This window comes from Streptomyces sp. NPDC087440 (assembly GCF_044744005.1).
Taxonomy (GTDB): domain Bacteria; phylum Actinomycetota; class Actinomycetes; order Streptomycetales; family Streptomycetaceae; genus Streptomyces.
Window position 1 is genome coordinate 50881 of sequence record NZ_JBIUXN010000011.1, and the last position, 14436, is coordinate 65316.

The 14436-nt window shown below is 71.5% G+C and carries 13 protein-coding genes and 1 pseudogene; 7 read left to right on the forward strand and 7 right to left on the reverse strand.

All coding sequences use genetic code 11. The annotated features are described in order from the left end of the window. Window positions 1–17 precede the first annotated feature (17 nt). From ACIO3O_RS21985 to ACIO3O_RS22005, 5 genes and pseudogenes are all read left to right on the forward strand, one after another. Window positions 18–1019: an SDR family NAD(P)-dependent oxidoreductase gene (locus ACIO3O_RS21985; protein WP_401748339.1), complete on the forward strand. Its 1002-nt coding sequence runs from the start codon at window positions 18–20 to the stop codon at window positions 1017–1019. Between the two features lie 78 nt (window positions 1020–1097). Beyond that, window positions 1098–1811, forward strand: coding sequence for an NDP-sugar synthase (locus tag ACIO3O_RS21990; RefSeq protein WP_401748341.1), 714 nt, complete (start codon window positions 1098–1100; stop codon window positions 1809–1811). A gap of 6 nt (window positions 1812–1817) precedes the next feature. Next, window positions 1818–2726 (forward strand): annotated as a pseudogene (locus tag ACIO3O_RS21995) (NAD-dependent epimerase/dehydratase family protein); the annotation flags it as partial. A 512-nt stretch (window positions 2727–3238) separates the two neighbouring features. Next, on the forward strand, window positions 3239–3901 hold the full coding sequence (locus ACIO3O_RS22000) for a spherulation-specific family 4 protein (protein ID WP_401748343.1): 663 nt from the start codon (window positions 3239–3241) through the stop codon (window positions 3899–3901). A 143-nt stretch (window positions 3902–4044) separates the two neighbouring features. Beyond that, window positions 4045–4959, forward strand: coding sequence for an endo alpha-1,4 polygalactosaminidase (locus ACIO3O_RS22005; RefSeq protein WP_401748702.1), 915 nt, complete (start codon window positions 4045–4047; stop codon window positions 4957–4959). Between the two features lie 14 nt (window positions 4960–4973). Here the strand turns inward: ACIO3O_RS22005 and ACIO3O_RS22010 are convergent, their stop codons facing one another. Next, window positions 4974–5186: a DUF397 domain-containing protein gene (locus ACIO3O_RS22010; protein ID WP_401748704.1), complete on the reverse strand. Its 213-nt coding sequence runs from the start codon at window positions 5184–5186 to the stop codon at window positions 4974–4976. A gap of 492 nt (window positions 5187–5678) precedes the next feature. Then, a complete protein-coding gene (locus tag ACIO3O_RS22015; RefSeq protein ID WP_401748706.1) occupies window positions 5679–6215 on the reverse strand; it encodes an SMI1/KNR4 family protein in 537 nt (178 codons plus the stop codon). Window positions 6216–6444: 229 nt separating this feature from the next. Here ACIO3O_RS22015 and ACIO3O_RS22020 point away from each other — a divergent pair, with 229 nt between their 5' ends. Next, window positions 6445–7119: a hypothetical protein gene (locus ACIO3O_RS22020; RefSeq protein ID WP_401748345.1), complete on the forward strand. Its 675-nt coding sequence runs from the start codon at window positions 6445–6447 to the stop codon at window positions 7117–7119. A gap of 62 nt (window positions 7120–7181) precedes the next feature. Here ACIO3O_RS22020 and ACIO3O_RS22025 read toward each other — a convergent pair whose 3' ends face one another. The 5 genes from ACIO3O_RS22025 to ACIO3O_RS22045 all read right to left on the reverse strand — a co-directional run bounded on the left by ACIO3O_RS22025 (window position 7182) and on the right by ACIO3O_RS22045 (window position 12490). Beyond that, window positions 7182–7628, reverse strand: coding sequence for a hypothetical protein (locus tag ACIO3O_RS22025; RefSeq protein WP_401748347.1), 447 nt, complete (start codon window positions 7626–7628; stop codon window positions 7182–7184). A 207-nt stretch (window positions 7629–7835) separates the two neighbouring features. Then, the gene (locus ACIO3O_RS22030; RefSeq protein ID WP_401748348.1) at window positions 7836–9020 is read right to left on the reverse strand and encodes a thiolase domain-containing protein; all 1185 of its coding nucleotides are present in this window, start codon (window positions 9018–9020) and stop codon (window positions 7836–7838) included. Next, window positions 9013–10092 carry a thiolase domain-containing protein gene (locus ACIO3O_RS22035; RefSeq protein WP_401748350.1) on the reverse strand — a complete coding sequence of 360 codons (1080 nt, stop codon included), beginning with the start codon at window positions 10090–10092 and terminating at the stop codon, window positions 9013–9015. Before ACIO3O_RS22035 ends, ACIO3O_RS22030 begins: the two co-directional genes overlap by 8 nt. Before the next feature lie 3 nt (window positions 10093–10095). Continuing rightward, complete coding sequence (locus tag ACIO3O_RS22040; RefSeq protein ID WP_401748352.1) at window positions 10096–11049, reverse strand: Zn-ribbon domain-containing OB-fold protein; 954 nt, start codon at window positions 11047–11049, stop codon at window positions 10096–10098. A 655-nt stretch (window positions 11050–11704) separates the two neighbouring features. Next, on the reverse strand, window positions 11705–12490 hold the full coding sequence (locus ACIO3O_RS22045) for a crotonase/enoyl-CoA hydratase family protein (RefSeq protein WP_401748353.1): 786 nt from the start codon (window positions 12488–12490) through the stop codon (window positions 11705–11707). 272 nt (window positions 12491–12762) lie between these two features. On the opposite strand from ACIO3O_RS22045, the gene ACIO3O_RS22050 reads away from it, so the two are divergent. Next, entirely contained in the window at window positions 12763–14388 is a 1626-nt protein-coding gene (locus ACIO3O_RS22050) for an acyl-CoA synthetase (protein WP_401748354.1), read from the forward strand. Window positions 14389–14436 lie beyond the last annotated feature (48 nt).

Genomic DNA, 14436 nt, shown 5'->3' on the forward strand with positions numbered 1-14436 from the left:
CTGTAAGGAACGTTACGTTGACCACCTCACCGCTCGCCGCCGTCACCGGGGCCGAGGGCTTCATCGGCTCCCACCTCACCGAGGCCCTGGTCGCCGCCGGGTACCGAGTGCGCGCCATGGCGCAGTACAACTCCTTCTCCTCCTACGGCTGGCTGGAGACCCTGGCCCCCGACGTCCTGGACCAGGTCGAGATCGTCCTCGGCGACGTCCGCGACCCGGGCTCGGTGCGGGCCCTGGCCGAGGGCGCGGAGGCCGTCTACCACCTGGCGGCGCTCATCGCGATCCCGTACTCCTACCAGGCGCCCCACAGTTACGTGGACACCAACGTCACCGGCACCCTCAACGTCCTCGAAGCAGTACGTGCGTTGGGCACCCCGCGCCTCGTGCACACCTCGACCAGCGAGACGTACGGCACCGCGCAGACCGTACCGATCACCGAGGACCACCCGATCAACACCCAGTCCCCGTACGCCGCTTCGAAGGCGGGCGGCGACCGGCTGGCCGACAGCTACTACGCCAGCTTCGCCACCCCCGTCGTGACGCTGCGCCCCTTCAACACCTTCGGGCCCCGGCAGTCGATGCGGGCGGTCATCCCGACCGTCATCGGCCAGGTCGCGGCGGGCTCGCGCACCATCACCCTGGGCGACCTGCGCCCCACCCGCGACTTCACCTTCGTCAAGGACACCGCGCAGGCGTTCCTCGCGGTGGGCACCGCGCCCGCCGAGGACGTGGTGGGGCGGACCTTCAACGCCGGTACCGGCGGCGAGATCTCGGTCGGCGACCTGGTGCGCCTCATCGGCAAGGTGATGGAGGCAGACCTGGACGTGCGCGAGGACGAGCAGCGCATCCGGCCCGCGAACTCCGAGGTGATGCGGCTGGTCGCGGACGCGTCCCGGCTGACCGCCGCCACCGGCTGGAGCCCCGCCCACGACCTGGAGCAGGGCCTCGCGGCGACCGCCGAGTTCTTCGGCGACCCGGTGAACCTGGCCCGCTACAAGACCGACATCTACAACATCTGACGCAGCGTCACCTCTGTTCCACCTCCACCCAGCACCACTTCACCTTGCCGGTTCCGCGTTCCACCTAGGGAGGCCACCATGCACGCTGTGATACTCGCCGGAGGCAAGGGCGTCCGGCTGCGGCCGTACACCACCGCCCTGCCCAAGCCGCTCGTCCCGATCGGCGACCAGCACGCCATTCTGGAGATCGTGCTGCGCCAGCTGTCGTCCGCCGGATTCACCAGCGTCACCCTCGCGATCGGCCATCTCGGGCACATCATCCGCGCGTACGTCGGCGACGGCGAACAGTGGGGCCTGAAGGTCGACTACGCCACCGAGGAGAGCCCGCTGGGCACCATCGGGCCGCTGCTCAACCTGCGCGACCAGCTCCCCGAGACGTTCCTCGTGATGAACGGCGACATCCTCACCGACCTCGACTACGCGGACGTGCTGACAAGCCACCGCGCCTCGGGGTCGCCGCTCACCATCGCCACGTACGCCCGTCAAGTCCGGATCGACTTCGGGGTGTTGACCACCGACGAGAGCAAGGTGGTGGCCTTCACGGAGAAGCCGAGCATGGACTACCGGGTCTCGATGGGGGTGTACGGGCTCTCCCGCGACACCCTCGCGAACTACACCGCCGGTCTCCCCCTCGGCTTCGACGAACTGGTCCTGGACCTGCTGCGGGACGGCACGCCCCCGCACGCCTACGCGTTCGACGGCTACTGGCTGGACATCGGCCGCCCGGACGACTACGACCGGGCGAACGCGGAGTTCACGACGCACCGTTCGCTGCTGCTCAAGGGAGCCTGAGAGACGATGCGCGTACTCGTACTGGGGGCGACCGGCTATCTGGGCCGGCACGCCGTGGAGCGGCTGGGGTCCCTCGCGGACGTCCGGCTGCTCTCCGGCGGCCGGGGCCCGGACGCCGGTCTGCGGGTGGACCTCGGCTCCGCCGACGCCCGCGAACTCGCGGACACACTAAGGGAGTTCGGCCCCGACGTCGTGGTCAACTGTGCGGGCTCGGTGAGCGGTGACGCGGTCACGCTCGCCGAGGTCAACGCCCGTGGCCCGGCCGTGCTGGTGGCGGCGCTGCAACGGGCGGCGCCCAGGACCCGGCTGATCCACCTGGGTTCGGCGGCCGAGTACGGTCCCACCTCGCACGGCATCCGGGTCACCGAGACCGACCCGACCCGCCCGGCGGGCCTCTACGGCGCGACCAAGCTGGCCGGGACGGTGGCCGTGGCGACCTCGGGCCTGGACGCGGTGGTCCTGCGGGTCGGCAACCCGGTGGGCCCCGGGGCACCGGCGGCGGGCCTCCCGGGCCGCCTGGCCCGCGAGCTCCTGGTGGCGGGCCAGGACCCCGACGCGGTGATCCGCCTCGGCGACCTCTCCGCGTTCCGCGACTTCGTCGACGCACGGGACGTGGCGGAGGCCGTGGCCCTGGCGACCACGGCCTCGGGCCCGCTCCCCCCGGTCCTCAACGTCTCCGGCGGCCGGGCCCTGCCGGTGCGGGAGCTGGTGCAGGAACTGGTACGGATCTCGGGCTTCCGGGGCCGGGTGCAGGAGAGCAGGCAGGAGGCGTCGACGCGCTCCGCCGAGGTGTCCTGGCAGTGCTCGGACATCACGTCGACGGGCAGCGCACTGGGCTGGCGCCCCCGCCACTCCCTGGAGGACGCGGCCCGCGCCCTGTGGGAAACGGTCCTCGCGGAACAACCCGCCACGCCCGCACGGGCTGCCCGGGAACCCGTACGCCGGGCGGAGCCGGGGACGGGGGCCGGGGAGCTCTCGGGACCGGCCGGGGACGCGGAGCAACCGGCCGACGCTGCGTCCGGCTCCGGCCCAGACCTCGTGCCGTCCCCCCGTTCCGAGGCCGAGACCGAGACCGGAGGCGCTTCCCCCGTGCGCCCCCGACCCGGCAACGGCCCCCACCCGGAGGCCCGTGTTCCGGGCTCCGGCCCGGGACACGGCGCGGGCTCCGGACCGGGACACCGCGCGGAGCCCCACCCGCCGGGAGGCCGGTTCGGCGGTCACGCGGAGGCCCACAGCACCGGGACCGGAGTCCATGCCACCGCACCGGGCGCACCCGGCGCGCACTCCCCGGCCACCGCACCCACCGGGCACTCCCCCGCCACCGCACCCGGCACGCCCGCTCCCGCCGTGCACTCCCGTACGGAGTCCCACCCCCGTGGGCCCCGCACCGGAGTTCCGGCCCACGCGCCCCACCCGGACACCCTGCGGTGAACATCCTGCTGCCGCTGTACGCGCACCCCGCCGTGGACCCGGAGGCGTGGCGGCTCGCCGCACGCGCCGCAGGCCGGGTCCGCGGCGTGGTGCTCAACGCCGCCGACGGCCCCGGCGAACAGCCCGACCCCGCGTTCACCTCCGCCGCCGCCGACCTGCGCGCGGCGGGGGTGCCCGTGCTCGGGTACGTCGACCTGGACTACGGGGCGCGCCCGGCCCCGGAGGTCGCCGCCGACGTCGACCGGCACGTGGAGTGGTTCGGCGTCGACGGCTGGTTCTTCGACCGGGCCCCCTCCGAACGCGCAGACCTTGCGGCCTGCCGCCGCACGGTCAGGTCCGCACGCCGCACGGGCGCGCGGACCGTGGTCCTCAACCCCGGCGTGCACCCCTCCCCCGGGTACGCCCGGATCGCCGACCTGATCGTGACCTTCGAGGGCCACTGGACGAGTTACGTCGCCGGATTCAGCCGCCCCCGCTGGACGGAACGCCACCCTCCGGAACGCTTCTGCCATCTGGTGTACGGAGTCCCCCGCGCCCTCTCCCCGGTCGCGTCCCGCACCGCCCGCACCCGGGGCGCGGCGGTCTGCTGCGCCGTCGACGGCGAACTCCCCAACCCGTGGTCGGCCCTGCCGCCCGAACTCCTGGAGCACGCGTCATGAGCCCCGCACCGCACCGCGGCACCCCGCCCCTGCGGGCCCCGGCCGTGTCGTCTCCCGCCGGCCCCCCGCACGCGGGCGGGGGTGGACACGTACGCAGCCGACTGCGCCCACTCGTACCCCTGGCACTCCTGATCCTGCTCGTCATGACGGCCTGCACATCACCGCGTACGGAAGCCGACGCCCCGAACCCCCGCCCGGAGGCCGCGGGCGCAGCACCCACCACTCCCCCCACCTCACCCTCACCGGGGCCCTCCACGACCCCGCTCCCCCTGGGCACGGCGGCCTCCGGGACCGCCACCCGCCCGCCGACGTCCGCCCCGCCGCCCCGCAAGGGCACGTCCCCGCGCCCGTCCTCCCGGGCGATCTGGCAGCCCCGCCCGGGGACGGCCTGGCAGTGGCAGCTGGACGGCCGGGTGGACCCCCGTACCGACGTACCCGTCTACGACATCGACGGCTTCGAGAACAGCGCCTCCGACGTGGCACGGCTGCACGCGGACGGCCGCAAGGTGATCTGCTACATCAACGCGGGCGCGTGGGAAGACTTCCGACCCGACAAGGCCGCCTTCCCGAAGTCGGTGCTGGGCGCCACGAACGGCTGGGCGGGCGAACGCTGGCTGGACATCCGCCGTATCGACATCCTCCGCCCGCTGATGGAGAAGCGCTTCGACATGTGCCGGGCCAAGGGCTTCGACGCGGTGGAACCCGACCTGATGGACGGCTACCAGAACAAGACCGGCTTCCCCGTGACCGCGGCCCACCAAATCGCCTACAACACCATGCTCGCCACCATCGCCCACGAACGCGGCCTGGCGGTGGGCCTCAAGAACGACCTGGAGCAAATCCCCCAGCTGGTCCGCCACTTCGACTTCGCGGTCAACGAGGAGTGCGCGGAATTCGACGAATGCGAGAGCCTCCGCCCCTTCATCACCGCGGGCAAGGCCGTCTTCCACGTGGAATACACCTTGCCCAACGGCGAGTTCTGCGCGGAATCCCGCCGCCTGGGCCTGTCCTCGATGCGCAAGAACCTCGACCTGGACCCCTGGCGCAAACCCTGTTGACGACGCTGTTCAGGTCACGTCAGGTCAAAGGCCCCGGCCCGCGCATTGACCACGAAGGCCCGCCACTGCGCCGGATCGAAGATCACCGAAGACCCCACGGGATTCGCCGCGTTCCGCATGGCGATGAACCCCTCCACAAAGGCGATCTGCACGTCCCCCGCCCCCTTGCTGCCGGACTGCCAGTCCGCCCCACTGAGATCGAGCTCCGGCCTCGCCCGCCCCACCATCCCGTGCTGCGTACTCGTCGCCACCGTCGCACTCCTCCCACTCGCCCGTCGTCCGCCAGCCACACTAACCACCCGGCCGGGCGCCGGACAGGGTGCGGAGACGCTCAACGGCACACGCCCCGCCGAAGAGGCCATCGGCGCCCTGCCTTCTGCCCGCCGGACGCTTCCTCGCCTGAGGCGGCACTGAACAAAGAGCCTGCGGACCTCGGTCTGCTGGCCAGCGGTGCTCATGCATGAAGAATGAACAGCCCGACGGCACTCCGCCAGAGACGGAAAGACCAGTCGGCACAAGTTCCCCGAAGGGGTCCTGTACGCCCGGCCACATGGTGGGGACATGTCCACACACCCACGGATCGTTTTCCACCGCCCGCGCCGGGCGGGCTGCCCCGTACTTCACCGTCGGCGAGCGCATCGTCGACACAGTGTCCGGCAGCACCGCCCTCGCTGAGGCTCTCCGTCGCCTCGGCGTCGCGGGGAGCCCACCTCCTCCGATCAGCGGCACATCTCGTCCACCGTGCTCTCGAAGTCCGGGAACTCCTCGACGGCTCGCCTGATGACGTCGGCAGCTGCCCGGGGTGCCCCGGGTGCGAACCTTTGCGCAACGGCGGCAAGCTCCGGGTTGAACCGTGGTGTCCAGCCCGGCCGGCGCACCTCGGCGAACAAGGGAATCGCTTCGAGCGGGCCGTAGCCACCCGCCAGCAACCACAGGAAGTCAGCCAGGTCGCGCGCGACGACGGCGGTCTCCCCCTCGGAGCCGAGGAAGACGACGGGCTGCGCGGCGGGATCCCCCTCCGGGCGGGCCAGCCAGAACGCCGCACAGCCTCCCGTGCCGTCCTGCCCGAACAACCGGAAGTCAGCGCCGGTCAGTTCCGCGTTCCCGATCCACGCGCGGAACCACGCGGTGGTCTCGTCGGCCGACAGGAAGCGCGGGAAGGGTTCGAACTCCACCCCGTCGCCACCGTCGTAGCGAAACGGGACGGCCAGCGCTGCGGCGAGCCCCTCCGGGAAACGGCGATCATCCGTGGTCATCACGGACGCAGGGTAACGACCCGGCAAACCACCCCACGCAGCGGTCCCGGGCAGCGCCCATCCACCGGAGCACGGCCGTCTCCGGCACCCGCTCGCCACGAAAGCGTCAGCCACGGGTGTTGCGCCCCGGCCCTGGCGACGCCGTCACACCGGGGACAGCCCGCCCTCACCGTCAACAATCCTGTATGTAGCCCTACTTGAAGCATGCGAGGAAGAGCAGAATCGAACCATGGACGCAGGCATGGCAGCAGTCCTCGGCGCGGGTGTCGGAGCTCTCGGAACCGCCTTGGCTGCGGGGATGTCAGGATTCTGGGCCCGATCTCAACTCACGATGCAGCTCGCAGCCCAGGAACGGCACCAAGAGAGGCAGGTGAGGGCCGACCACGTCTCGCAGCTGCGAGAACCCCGGAGGCAGGCGTACGCCTCGTTTCTTGCTGAGACATCAGCCGATCTGGAGATCCTGCAGCGGGTCGATGCGGCCCTCTCCGAAGATCCCCCCAAGCGGGAGGAAGCCTTCGAACACTTGCAGTCGCTGCACACTCCGGGTCTCAGCACGGTCTACGAACGGGTCCTCCTCGAAGGCCCCGAGGACGTGGCTCTGGCGGCGGCGAAGGTGGACATGGCCATGGCGGCGGCTACCGACCGAGCAGCGGAATGGCTCGCCCACCCCGATCGCGGCAGGTCGACTTCCCTGACGGAGCTGTTGGCACAAGCACAGGCGGGCCGCGTCAGGTTCCGATTCTCCGCCATGCATGCCATACGAGCAGACGGAGGCCAGCTTGAGGTGGTGGAAGCGGCGTCTCGCGCCCGCCGGATGGACTCCGCGTTGTCGCACCACAGCACCAGCACCGGGCTTCAGCATCCTTTCCGGCGACCCCCCGATGTCCCTCCCGACGCTTCGTGAGCGGGTGCCCATGCAGCGTCATCCGATTCCGGGCCATCCAGCACAACGAACACGGAACGCGGTCAACTGCGAATGTGCTTTCCCGCCCGGAGCACGAATTCGTTCAGCGCCTGCTTGGCCTGATCGGCACGGGCCTCCAAACTCGGCCTGTCCGCCGCATCCCACATCAATCTGGTGGCTTCAAGGGCCTCTTCTGCCAGCTGAACAAGGCTTTGATCATCGGTGACAAGGCGGACCCGGAACAGAGCTTGCTGCGCCACCATGCGACGGTGGTACGCCTCCGTCTGCGCATCGGCAAGCGTCGGGCCGTTTCGGCCTTCTGTTCTTCGGTGGAACGGGTCGTACTGCGCCCGCCGGTAGGCGACGACGGCTTCGGCAAAGCTGCTGACGGCGGCCAGCCGTTCTTCTCTGATCAGCCTCCTCCAAGCGAAGGCTTCAGCGCGATCCGCCGCCCGTCGCTGGAAGAGGAAGGTAAGGAAAGATCCCAGCAAGGTGCCTGCAACCGCCACGAGGCTCGTTAAAGCACTGTCCACCCGGCCAGTTCAGCACGGACTGGTTACCTGAGACCAGCCCCTGATCCCACCCCTGGTCTTCGCGTTGCCTAAGGGCATGGACCTGGGCCGTTCCCGGGCCGTCCCTCCTGCCGGAACGGCTCCGGGTTCCGCGCCCCGCCGCGCACCAGAGGCGCCCGAGGCAAACGGGGCAACCGCCCACCCTCACCCTTCCGGTCGCTCCGCCCCCACCACCCACATGGCGAAGAACTGGGAGCCGCCTCCGTAGGCGTGGCCGAGGGCCGTGCGGGCGTCGGGGATCTGGTGGGCGCCCGCCCGGCCGCGGACCTGGAGGGCCGCCTCGGCGAAGCGGATCATGCCGGAGGCGCCGATGGGGTTGGTGGAGAGGACTCCGCCGGAGGGGTTCACCGGGAGGTCGCCGTCGAGTTCGGTGACGCCGGACTCGGTGAGTTTCCAGCCCTCGCCCTCGGCGGCGAAGCCCAGGTTTTCGAGCCACATGGGTTCGTACCAGGAGAAGGGGACGTACATCTCGACGGCGTCGATCTGGCGGCGCGGGTCGGTGATGCCCGCCTGATGGTAGACGTCGGCGGCACAGTCCTTGCCCGCCTGCGGGGAGACGAAGTCCTTGCCCGCGAAGAGGGTGGGTTCGCTGCGCATCGCGCCGCCGTGCACCCAGGCGGGCGGGTGCGGGGAGCGGGCCGCGCCCGCCCGGTCGGTGAGGATCATGGCGCAGGCGCCGTCGGAGGAGGGGCAGGTTTCGGAGTAGCGGATGGGGTCCCACAGCATGGGGGCCGACTGGATCTTCTCCAGGGTGAGGGTGGGGTCCTTGAGGTGGGCGTACGGGTTCTTGAGGGCGTTGCGGCGGTCCTTGTACGCGACGAGGGAGCCGATGTGGTCGGGGGCTCCGGTGCGCCGCATGTACGCCCGGACGTGCGGGGCGAAGAAGCCGCCCGCGCCCGCGAGGAGGGGTTGCTGGAAGGGGATGGGGAGGGAGAGGCCCCACATGGCGTTGGACTCGGACTGCTTCTCGAAGGCGAGGGTGAGGACCGTGCCGTGGACGCGGGCGGCGATGAGGTTGGCGGCGACCAGGGCGGTGGAGCCGCCGACGGAGCCCGCAGTGTGCACGCGGAGCATGGGCTTGCCGACCGCGCCCAGTGCATCGGCGAGGTAGAGCTCCGGCATCATGACGCCCTCGAAGAAGTCGGGGGCCTTGCCGATCACGACGGCGTCGATGCCCGACCAGGTCAACTCGGCGTCGTCGAGCGCACGTTGGGCGGCCTCGCGGACCAGGCCCGCGATCGAGACGTCGTGGCGGGCGGAGACGTGCGCGGTCTGGCCGATGCCGACGACCGCGACGGGCTCCTTGTGGCTGGCGCGCTGGCTACTCACGGGGGTCTCCCTCCAGGACTGCTACGAGGTTCTGCTGAAGGCACGGACCCGACGTGGCGTGCGCCAGGGCCGCGTCGGACTCGCCGCGGTGGATGCGGGCGGCGGCCTCGCCGATGCGGATGAGACCGGCCGCCATGATCGGGTTGGCGGCGAGCGCCCCGCCGGAGGGGTTGACCGTGATGTCGTCGCCGAGGCCGAGGGCCTTGCGCAGGACGACTTCCTGGGAGGTGAAGGGCGCGTGCAACTCGGCGGTGTCCAGGGTGATTTCGTACGCTCCGGCGCGCTCGGCGGCGAGGCGGGCGGACGGTGAGTCGGTGAGGTCGCGGACGCCGAGGCTGTGGGCCTCGATGCGGTGGTCGATGCCGCGTATCCAGGCGGGGCGGGAGCACAGTTCGCGTGCGCGGTCGCCCGCCGCGAGGATGACGGCGGCCGCACCGTCGGAGACGGGAGGGCAGTCGGTGGTGCGGAGGGGGTGAACCAGGTAGTCCCCTGACGGCATGTCACCCTTGAGCTGGGCATGCGAGTTGGCCCGCGCGTCCGTCCTGCTGCGGGAGGCCACGGCGGCGAGGGCCGGTTCGTCGGCGTCGCCCGCGTCGATGAGGGCCTGCGCCTGGAGGGCGGCCAGCGACACGGAGTCGGGCCAGAGCGGGGCGACGTAGTACGGGTCGAGCTGGCGGGTCAGGACGTCGCGGACCTGTCCCGGCGAGGACTTCCCGTACGCGTAGACCAGCGCGGTGTCCGCCTCGCCGGTGAGGATCTTCACCCAGGCCTCGTACAGCGCCCAGGCCCCGTCCATCTCGACGTGCGACTCCGAGATCGGCGGCCACGCGCCGACCCCGTCGAGCGCCATGGTGAAGGAGAAGGCCCGGCCCGCGAGGTAGTCGCTGGAGCCGGAGCAGGTGAAGCCGATGTCGCTGGTCTTGAGGCCGGTCTCGGCGAGGACCCGGTGCAGGACCGGCATCAGCATCTCGACTTCGGACAGTTCGTCGGTGCGGCGGCGGTGGTCGGTCTGCGAGAAGGCGACGACGGCGACCTCGCGTACCGGCCCTGTGGGAGCGGGAGTTGGGGGCATGGCTCAGATCAGCTCCTTGAACGCGTCGTAGTCGGCGTCCGGTTCGCCGGTCGGCCGGTAGTGGTCGGGGTAGCGGGCGTCCCCGGTCCACACCGGCTCGACGCGCAGCCCCATCCGGACCTGGTCGTACGGGATGCCCGCGATACGGCCGTGCAGGGCGAGGTCGGCCCCGTCGAGGGCGATGTGCGCGTAGACGTACGGCACCTCGATGTCGAGGTTCTTGGCCTTGATGTTGACGATGCAGAAGGTGGTGACGGTGCCCCCGGGGCCGACCTCGACCTGCTCGGCGGTGGCGATCCCGCAGGTGGGGCAGGCGCCCCGGGGCGGGACGTACACCTTGCGGCAGGAGGGGCAGCGCTCGCCGACGATGCGGTGGTCGGCGAGGGCGGTGAGGTAGTCGGTGGGGGCGCGGCCGGGGGTGTAGGTGTAGTCGAGGCGGGCGGGGGCGGTGAAGAGGGTGGTCATGTCCTCGAACTCGCCGTCGTGCGGGACCACTTGCTTCTCGCCGTGCTGCTCCTCGGTGCTCTCGTACGGTTCGAAGCAGGCGATGTCGGTGATGGCGCCGGTACGTTCCGGGGCCCAGCGGATGCGGACCCGCAGGCCCGAGCGGAGCTGCTCGGGGCCGGGGGCGTCGAGGGCGTGCAGGAGGGCGGTGTCGGCGCCGTCCAGCTTGACGAGGACCCAGGCGAAGGGGGTGTCGAGGGGCTGGAAGGGGCGGGGGGACGGGTTCCAGGCCCAGATGGTCACGGTGCCGGTGGGGGCGACTTCCACCAGGTCGCGGAGTTCGGCGGCGGTGGCCGGGTCGTACTCCGTGGGCGGGAAGAGCACCTGCCCGGAGGCCGTCCGCACACCGAGGAGGGTGCGGTGACGCAGTCCGGTGAGGAAGGCGGACTGGACGGGGCCGAGGGAACGGGTGAAGGGGAACTCGACGGTGAGGGGAGCTTTCAGGACGGGCATGTGGCCTCCGGTCTCCGGGGTGGGGCTGGTTGGTTACGTCTCTCCGAGGTACTGGCTTTCGGGCTGCACGCGGGCCGGTCGGGATGCGGGTGTGCGGGCCGCCTCCGATGGACGGGACCCCGGCACCGCCCGGCAGGCGGGGTCGCAGGCCGGGCCGGTCGTGAACCCTGGGGGACGTGGAGGGGCGGCCCGGCTGCGCGCGGGGCCAGTCCCCCACCCGGCCCGGTCACGACCCGCGCCCAGGGACCCCGCTGAGCTCGACAAGGCGGTCCGACTGCCTGCCGGGCCAACCCCACACCGGGCGAGACACACCCGACCCCGCCACGATCCGCACCGCGAGCAACCCCCGGACCCCGCTGAGCCCGGCAAGGCGGTCCGACTGCTTGCCGGGCCGACCCCACACCCGGCGAGATGCACCCGGCCCCGCCACGATCCGCACCGCGAGCAAGCACCGGGCTCTGCGGGGCTCGGCGGAGGCCGTCGGGGTTCCTGGCGGCGAAGCCCGGCGCCCCCCGAGGGCTCGGCAGGCGTGGGCCCAGGTCATGCCGGGCGAGCCGCAGAAGCCTCCGAGGGCCGGGGTCCGGCCGGGCAGGTCCCGGCTCTCCCGCCGCGCGGGTTCGCCGTACGCCCCGACAGGCCGACCCGCGCACGCCCCTCACTCCCGCCGGAACACCGCCTCCCGCCCCTCCGCGAACGCCCTCGCCCCCTCCTTCGCGTCCCGTGTGTCGAAGATCGGCCAGCCGCGCTTCAGTTCCGCCGCCAGGCCCTCCTCCTCCGGCAGTCCGGCCGTCTCGTACACCGACGCCTTCACCGCCTCCACCGCCAACGGCCCGCAGCCGTTGATCCGTTCGGCGATCTCCAGCGCCGCGTCCAGCGCCGTTCCGTCCGGTACGACCCGTCCGATCAGCCCGATCCGCGCCGCTTCCTCCGCCCCGTACGGCCGCCCGGTCAGCAGCATCTCCAGCGCGTGCGTGCGGGCGATCTGGCGCGGCAGCCGCACCGTCGAGCCCCCGATGGGGAACAGGCCGCGCCGCACCTCGAAGAGGCCGAAGGTCGCGGAGGCGCCCGCGACGCGGATGTCCGTGCCCTGGAGGATTTCCGTGCCGCCCGCCACGCAGTGGCCCTCGACCGCCGCGATCACCGGTTTGCGCGGCCGGTGGTGGCGCAGCATCGCCTTCCAGTGCAGGTCGGGGTCGGCCTTCATCCGGGCGCGGTACGCGTCGTCCTCGCCGCCCATCCCGCGCTGGCCCGCGAGTGCTTTGAGGTCCATGCCCGCGCAGAAGCATCCCCCGGCTCCCGTCAGGACGATCGACCGCACGGAGTCGTCCGCATCGGCCTCCAGCCAGCCGTCGTACAGCCCGACCAGCATCGGCAACGACAACGCGTTCTTCGCCTCGGGCCGGTTCAGGGTGAGCACCAGCGTGGCGCCTTCGCGCCGCACGGCGAGGTGCTCCGTGCCCGATCCCGAAGGGGACCCCGTATCCGACCCCGTCCCCGATCCCGTATTCGGCCCCGCACTCGATCCCGTACCGGACATGACCGTCCTCCCGTCGTCAGACCTGGAACAGGTTGCAGGAGCGGCCCCGCCACTTCAAGAGTTTTCTGACAGTCAGTCAGATTTCTTCGGCGCACACCCTTCCCACTTGAAGCGCCCTTTGCTGTGATGGCCGACACATCAACGCGCCCATGTGCAACCGGGGTTCAGGAGGAACGGTGGAGTACAACCTTGCCGACCTGTTCGAGTCGGTCGTCGACGCGGTCCCCGACCGCGAGGCACTCGTGTACATCGACCATCCCGGTACGGGCGCGGAGCGCCGCCTCACCTACGCCGAACTGGACGCGGCCGCGAACCGGATCGCGCACCACCTGATCGACGCGGGCCTGAAGCCGGGCGAGCATCTGGGGCTGCACCTGTACAACGGCGTCGAGTACCTCCAGACCGTACTGGCCTGCCTGAAGGCCCGGTTGGTTCCGGTCAACGTCAACTACCGCTATGTCGAGGAGGAGTTGGTCTACCTCTACCGCGACGCGGAACTCGCCGCCCTCGTCTTCGACGCCGAGTTCACCGAGCGGGTGGCCGCCGCGCTCCCCCGCACACAGCAGCTGCGCCACCTGCTGCGGGTGGGCTCGCCGCCCGGCGACGCCCCGGCCCTGGACTGCGTCCAGTACGCGGCCGCCGAAGCCGCCGCCTCCCCGAAGCGGGGTTTCCCCGACCGCTCCGCCGACGACCTCTTCATCATCTACACGGGCGGCACGACCGGCATGCCCAAGGGGGTGATGTGGCGTCAGGAGGACCTGTTCTTCGCGGGGTTGTTCGGCGGTGACCCGACCGGCAACCCGGTCGGGCGCCCCGAGGAGCTGGCCGAGCGCGTGGCGGCCGGCGGTGCGGGCCTCGCCTTCTTCCCCGCTCCCCCGCTGATGCACGGCACGTCGACGCTCACCTCGTTCATCGCCTTCCACTACGGCCAGCGGGTGGTCATCCACCGCAAGTACGTGCCGGAGGAGGTGCTGCGGACCATCGAGAAGGAGAGGGTGTCGAGCGTGTCGCTGGTCGGCGACGCGATGCTCCGCCCCCTGGTCGACGCCCTGCACGGCCCCCTCAAGGGCACCGACCTCTCCTCCCTCTTCAGCGTCTCCTCGTCCGGGGCGATCATGTCGGACACGGTGCGCGCCCAGTTCCAGGAACTCGTGCCGAACGTCGTCCTGCTGAACAACTTCGGCTCCTCGGAGTCCGGCTCCAACGGCCGGGCCACCGACGACTCCGGCCCGGAGAAGGGCTTCCGGCTGGAGGTCAACGAGCGTACGAAGGTGGTCGATCCGGCGACGTACGCACCCGTGGGCGTCGGCGAGATCGGCCGCCTCGCCCAGTGCGGCCACGTCCCGCTCGGCTACTACAACGACCCGAAGAAGACCGCCGAGACCTTCTTCCAGCGCGACGGCCAGCGCTGGGTGCTGCTGGGCGACATGGCGACCGTCGACGAGGACGGCATCGTGACCGTCCTCGGCCGCGGCTCGCAGTGCATCAACACCGGCGGCGAGAAGGTCTATCCGGAGGAGGTCGAACAGGCCCTGAAGTCCCATCCGGACGTGTACGACGCACTGGTCGCCGGAGTGCCCGACCCCACGTGGGGCAACCGGGTCGCGGCCGTCGTCCAGGTCCGCGAAGGCGCCTCCGGGCTCGACCTGGCGGCGGTCCAGGACCACTGCCGCACCCGGCTGGCGGGCTACAAGATCCCCCGCAAGCTGGTCCTCACCGACCGCATCCGCCGCTCACCGAGCGGGAAGGCGGACTACCGCTGGGCGAAGGCGACAGCCGCACAGGCCGCACAGGAGGAGTGAGCACGCACCTCGGCGAGTGAGCGAGCACCTCAGCGCGTGGGCGCTCAC

What these genes read in the sequence shown, in the direction of transcription:
- ACIO3O_RS22035 (WP_401748350.1), bottom strand. Translation starts at nt 10,092, where the DNA reads ATGCCCCCAACTCCCGCTCCCACAGGGCCGGTACGCGAGGTCGCCGTC.
- ACIO3O_RS22010 (WP_401748704.1), bottom strand. Translation starts at nt 5,186, where the DNA reads ATGGTGGGGCGGGCGAGGCCGGAGCTCGATCTCAGTGGGGCGGACTGG.
- ACIO3O_RS22020 (WP_401748345.1), top strand. Translation starts at nt 6,445, where the DNA reads ATGGACGCAGGCATGGCAGCAGTCCTCGGCGCGGGTGTCGGAGCTCTC.
- ACIO3O_RS21990 (WP_401748341.1), top strand. Translation starts at nt 1,098, where the DNA reads ATGCACGCTGTGATACTCGCCGGAGGCAAGGGCGTCCGGCTGCGGCCG.
- ACIO3O_RS22015 (WP_401748706.1), bottom strand. Translation starts at nt 6,215, where the DNA reads ATGACCACGGATGATCGCCGTTTCCCGGAGGGGCTCGCCGCAGCGCTG.
- ACIO3O_RS22005 (WP_401748702.1), top strand. Translation starts at nt 4,045, where the DNA reads ATGACGGCCTGCACATCACCGCGTACGGAAGCCGACGCCCCGAACCCC.
- ACIO3O_RS22040 (WP_401748352.1), bottom strand. Translation starts at nt 11,049, where the DNA reads ATGCCCGTCCTGAAAGCTCCCCTCACCGTCGAGTTCCCCTTCACCCGT.